Annotated in this window: 4 protein-coding genes and 3 pseudogenes; 4 read left to right on the top strand and 3 right to left on the bottom strand. The window is 44.2% G+C overall.

The annotated features are described in order from the left end of the window. Window positions 1–335: 335 nt before the first annotated feature. Window positions 336–839, bottom strand: coding sequence for a hypothetical protein (locus ACFE90_RS35960; RefSeq protein WP_375507029.1), 504 nt, complete (start codon window positions 837–839; stop codon window positions 336–338). 176 nt (window positions 840–1015) lie between these two features. Between ACFE90_RS35960 and ACFE90_RS35955 the strand changes: the two genes are divergently transcribed. Continuing rightward, window positions 1016–1246, top strand: coding sequence for a hypothetical protein (locus ACFE90_RS35955; RefSeq protein WP_375507028.1), 231 nt, complete (start codon window positions 1016–1018; stop codon window positions 1244–1246). A 154-nt stretch (window positions 1247–1400) separates the two neighbouring features. Further along, window positions 1401–2046, top strand: a pseudogene (locus ACFE90_RS35950) (transposase); the annotation flags it as partial. 51 nt (window positions 2047–2097) lie between these two features. On the opposite strand, the pseudogene ACFE90_RS35945 reads toward ACFE90_RS35950, so the two are convergent. Beyond that, window positions 2098–2310: pseudogene (locus ACFE90_RS35945) on the bottom strand (IS1 family transposase); the annotation flags it as partial. Between the two features lie 296 nt (window positions 2311–2606). Here ACFE90_RS35945 and ACFE90_RS35940 point away from each other — a divergent pair. Beyond that, a pseudogene (locus ACFE90_RS35940) lies at window positions 2607–2825 on the top strand (hypothetical protein); the annotation flags it as partial. 478 nt (window positions 2826–3303) lie between these two features. Here the strand turns inward: ACFE90_RS35940 and ACFE90_RS35935 are convergent. Further along, on the bottom strand, window positions 3304–3888 hold the full coding sequence (locus ACFE90_RS35935) for a TetR/AcrR family transcriptional regulator (protein WP_375507027.1): 585 nt from the start codon (window positions 3886–3888) through the stop codon (window positions 3304–3306). A 136-nt stretch (window positions 3889–4024) separates the two neighbouring features. On the opposite strand from ACFE90_RS35935, the gene ACFE90_RS35930 reads away from it, so the two are divergent. Beyond that, window positions 4025–4912, top strand: coding sequence for an SDR family oxidoreductase (locus ACFE90_RS35930; protein ID WP_375507026.1), 888 nt, complete (start codon window positions 4025–4027; stop codon window positions 4910–4912). The last annotated feature ends 416 nt before the right edge of the window (window positions 4913–5328 follow it).

The raw sequence follows: 5328 nt of genomic DNA, 5'->3' as shown, positions 1-5328 counted from the left end.
CAGCATAATCAAGGGTTTATATAAAAGATCATACTTTTCCTACTTTTCCTACTTTTATTGATTTTTTCAATAAGTCTTGCCGTGGTTAAATGTACGCCACAATTGAAAACCATACCAAATAAGCATCTTATCCAATACTGTTCGGTTAAGTAAGCAGCAATTCTCATTTTGAAAAGAAAACAGAAAAGAAAAAATTTTCAAATTTTCTATTAAAATAAGAGAACTTTTATGGAGTTATTATTCTTTTGTACTGGAGTTTAGACTAAGCCATCCAAAAAGACCCAGCAGTGCTGAGTTAATGAGAGACGTAATGATATTATGAATAATCTTGAGTATTAAACCGCAACTGATGGTTCTTTACGTGGTGGAGTTACTGTTTTTTTGACAATTGGGCATCGGTTTTTACGGTGACGCTTTTTTCCTGTTTGCCAGCCAGGGGACTTTGCGCGAGGTTTGGGTGATCTTGTTGGAGTACCAATCACCGCAAAAACTCCTCCCATAGCTTGAGCAACTCGCCCAGGGGTCAATTTATCAGAGGACTTCTGCCAAGGTAAAGGATTATCAGTCACGATATCACGGGCTAACCACAATTCCCAAGTCATGAGGGGCATCAGGTCACTCCACTGCTCACACTGCTTGGGAGTACTAAACTTGGGCACAGTCCAATGTAAACGTTGCTTTAAAAAACGATACCAGTGGTCAACGGTAAAGCGACGCAAGTAAAGTCGCCAAACCTCTTCTAAGGGAGGCATTTCTTCCCCTACCCAAGCTAACCACAAAGGTTTTGATACTGGTTGATTACCTTGTTCATTAAGACGTTCAACTTTAATCAGTGACATAGGACGTGTCGCCGCTTTACGGAAATGTAAATTTTTCCACAGGCTAACCCGTACCCGTTGTAGTTTCGGATCATCTACCTCGAAGACAGATGCAGCCTCACTCCATGTTGTGGGAACATTTACGTTTGAATTTAGACCCGTGTTTTTTGGGTCGTCCTTAGTTAGTAAAAGTTTGGTTGCATTCTCGAAATGTTACAAGTCCGAGTGAGCTTGATTCTCTTCAGATTGATGAACTAGTCAAAACCATGTGTTTGGCTTGGGCTGGTAATAAGTTTGTCCATCCGAATCATGCTGCTAACTCTTATCAGAAGCATGTAGTTGACGCTGTAGCACGAGGGGTAGATGAAACAACAGCAATCAGCGACTGGATGGAGGGAGCGCTTGCACAATTGCCTGAACTGAATTGAAAACAGAAATCATACTTCAAGAAGAATAAATTCGGCAGCAATCTTAACGTTCTCTTAGAGGGTGTTTGAAAAGTCGGGTATGTTGTAAAAAAGCTCTCTCAGTATACGCTGTGAATAGATAGAACACAGCACCGAGAGAGCGACATGAGTAAAGCCAGATAGAGATGGGAAAACAAAGATAGACCATGTGACAGAGATGCTGCAAAACCTGGTTTATCATAAGAGTTTACCGTTTCAAGCCGTCTTGATGGACACTTGGTATGCAACAAATAAATTGATGTTATATATTGATGAGTTAGGAAAATATTATTATTGCCCTCTGAAACATAATCGACTTGTTGATGATACGGCAGGTAAAAAAGATTATCAAAGAATTGAATTATTATCTTGGGATAAAGAGGAGTTGAATTAGGTAAAATAATTAAAATAAAAAAGTTTTCTCAAGCTAAAAAAGTGAAGCTTTTCCGGGTCACTGTCTTCACCGACAGAACGGATTTTATCGCTACAAACGATTTATCTCAAGATTCTACGGACGTTGTACAAAAAGTGTGTAAGGTGCGATGGAAGGTTGAGGAGTTTCATAGAGAATTAAAACAATTGACTGGTATTGAATCGTGTCAATGTCGCAAGGGTCGGATTCAAAGAAACCATGAAAGCCTCGCGCTATTTTAGTCTGGCTTAGACTCAAAACTTTAGCTTATAAAAGTAGTCAAACAATTTATCAAATTAAACATGGATTATTGTCAAATTATTTAGTTCAGCAACTAAAACGTCCGGATGTTCCCATGTTTATCTCCTAGTTGTTTGGCGCACGGCGCGGCTATACCGCGCGATTGCTTGTGACAGTTGCGTAAGTCCTGTAACCAATAAATTACGGTTGTATGGTGAACTTCTTTATCACGCTGAATTGCTCGAAATCCGATGCCATTGACGTATGACCTTAAACATTCTTGCTTGATTTCATCTGAGTACCCTTTTGCTGGATTCTAAACATCGATAAATTGACGACCACAATTGACACAAATGTGATTTTGTTTACCTCTTCGTTTACCATTTTTTCTAATTTCAGTAGAGTTGCAGTATGGACATTACACAGTAGATGACCTCAATTCATCCCTCTATTATGCAACGCCGGCTACTTCTAAATTACAGTTCACCCTGTATTTCAATTACAAAATTATAATTTTATCCAAACACTAATCAATTTAAAATGGAGCGATAAGCCAAGTCTTCAATAGTTATGAACTACCTACCTTTATAATTCCCAGCTTCCTGCTATACCACGGCGGCCGCCAATACTTCTGGCTTTGTGCATTTTTAATTCGGAATTGGGTTTTGGGAAAAGGTTAAACGCTACCTAGCCGGAAACTGTTACAACTATTCTGGCAGTAACCCGAAGAATCTCATTGCCGCAGTGGACAAAGCGATTTATAAAGGGGGGCATCATTTATTATGCCGCTCTGCTCAGAAAGCCAAGTCTAAGTGGGGAACTCAAGCATTGGAGGAACGTTTTCGCTGCAAATTCCCTCACCTGCGAATCCTGAGAATTGACAACGAATCTGTTGCTGACCCCTCACATGGTCGAATGCCACTAAGAAAAGAGCAAATGTATTATTTACAAGGGTTTCATCACTTTGGAAAAACGTAGGCTAATCAAGCAGCGATCGCAAACTGAGAGTTGCAGATTATTTTGATTCCCGCCCTTAAAACTATTAGTTTTCTAAACCCCTTACCAGGCAAGTATTTCAGCTTTTCTTAGTGCCATTCCTCACATGGTCAAAGTAGAATGCATCTTCCATGTAATACACTGCTAGTCTAGCTCTAGCCGTGTATTACACGGAAGAGTTTATGCTGAAACGGGATATTCAGAGGAAGTTGGCATGAAAGCGAGATGCGTGTAAGAACCTGCAAGATTGTTTGAAAACCCTTATCCTGTATGATTTTGATAATTTGATACAGAAAGGTCAAAAAAGCCGTATTTGGTAACGAGAAATCAAGCCTTTTGGGGTCATCTTGCCGGAAAAAACACAGATGTCGGCTCAATGCCAATCAGCCACTCACTTTATTGGCCGCGAACCGAGGATGAGAATATCCACCAGTCGCCGGGCGCTTTGCTGCCAGTCAGGAGTGGATGCTACATTGGCAACGCCAATCAGAGCCCGGAGCAGATCGATCGGATCGAGGTCTTCGCGGATATCACCGTTTTCGATCGCCTGTTTCACCAGTGCCCGAATTGCCTCCCATATCTGGGTGTATGAACCTTCAAAAACCTGCTTCGGATCTCCCACCAGGGCATTCAACGCAGGGGCGATGATCTGTTTCGCGGCAATGTAGTCAACAAACAACAGCATCCAGGCGCGCAGCGCTTCGAGTGGAGGCAGTGTCTGAGCAAACTGCCGTTCCGCCGCTGCCAGCTTTTCTACCTCACTCCGATAAACCGCCACCAGAAGGTCCTCACGGGTCGGGAAGTGACGGTACAAGGTTCCCGGGCCGACACCGGACTCCTTGGCGATTTCGTCTAGGCTTGCGTTGGCACCGTACTGAGAAAACGCCTGCTTTGCCACTTCGAGAAGGCGCTCGCGATTCCGCTGCGCGTCACGCCGTGGACTTCGGTCTGAAGATTGTGAACGTTTCGTAGCCATGCAAAAGAGCTTGCAAACGGAGACAGTCTCCGTTAATATAGGAAATGTGGAGTTCAACTCCGTTTTAGCAGATATTCAGGATTCAGGCGATGAAGCCCGAGTGAATTTTATCAACCACATATAAAGAGACTAACTCATGCGTGTTTTTGTTACTGGTGCTACCGGATTTATTGGCACTCCCGTCGTCAAGGAACTGATTGCAGCCGGGCACAAAGTCCTTGGCATGGCCCGTTCGGACGAAGGGGCAAAATCCTTAGCGGACATCGGCGCAGATGTTCATCGCGGCTCACTGGAAGATATTGAAAGCCTGCGCCGTGGTGCCGCGGCGGCTGATGCTGTCATTCATTTGGCCTTCATTCACGATTTCTCGAATTTCGTGGAGAATAGCGAGATCGACAGGCAGGCCATCGAAGCGATCGGTTCTGAACTCGCCGGTTTTGATCGCCTATTTATTGCCACATCAGGGCTTGCGGGATTAGCTGCACCGGGACAGCTTGCGACCGAAGATAGTGTCATATCGCCGAATTTTCCATTCCCGCGTGTTTCAGAACAAACGGCGCTTGCGCTGGTACCCAAGGGTGTTCGTGTTTCAGTTGTACGCCTGCCTCAAGTTCACAACACTGTCAAGCAAGGACTTGTTAGTTCTGCCATCGCCATAGCACGCGAGAAAGGTGTTTCCGCCTATGTTGGGGAAGGTCAGAATCGCTTGGCGGCGGCAAACGTTTTGGATGTCGCCCGCCTTTACAGGCTCGTGTTGGAAAAGAACGAAAACGGTGCCAAGTACCATGCGGTAGCCGAAGAAGGTGTGTATATGCGTGATATTGCCGAAGTTATCGGTCGCGGCCTGCAGATGCCTGTGAAATCAATACTGCCAGAAGAAGCGGAGGCTCATTTTGGATGGTTTAGTATGTTCGCTGACCATGACCTTGTAGGCTCAAGCGCTATCACGAGAAAAAAACTGGGCTGGAATCCTACTAGACCGGGCTTGATTGCTGATCTAGAGCAGATGGATTACCAAGGTTAGGCGAATTACACTGAAGTTTTAAGTGAATTTCAGCATCGATCATATCGGCTTCACTCTCATCCAATAGTTAGGGGCAGCGGATCGCCCCAGTCCACCAGAAAGCAGAGGGATTCTAATAGGCTCACGGGTATTGTCAATTTAACCGTTCAAGGGCTTGCTGATTGAGAAACTGTCTGATTTTCAAAGGCTGAAAGACTGATTTCTGCGTGACTCTAAGTACACTCATTCTCAATAACCAGCGCCAAATTCAGTTAAATTGACAATACCGTTTGATGCCCTCGTCAATCACGCTGGAGTTGGCATCGATGCCCCTGATTAAAAAACCTTGCGACAGAACCTAGATGTCTAGGAGAAACATCGAGTCATATCATGTCCGGCTAAAGACTTATCATTAAAACCGCAGGGGGCAGGGGGCA

The sequence above is a fragment of the uncultured Nostoc sp. genome (assembly GCF_964245445.1).
Taxonomy (GTDB): domain Bacteria; phylum Cyanobacteriota; class Cyanobacteriia; order Cyanobacteriales; family Nostocaceae; genus Nostoc.
The sequence above is the reverse complement of the archived record's forward strand: the minus strand, read 5'-3'. Positions and strand labels throughout refer to the sequence as shown.

Coding starts and splice junctions, on each gene's coding strand:
- ACFE90_RS35960 (WP_375507029.1), bottom strand. CDS start 839: ATGTCACTGATTAAAGTTGAACGTCTTAATGAACAAGGTAATCAACCA.
- ACFE90_RS35935 (WP_375507027.1), bottom strand. CDS start 3,888: ATGGCTACGAAACGTTCACAATCTTCAGACCGAAGTCCACGGCGTGAC.
- ACFE90_RS35930 (WP_375507026.1), top strand. CDS start 4,025: ATGCGTGTTTTTGTTACTGGTGCTACCGGATTTATTGGCACTCCCGTC.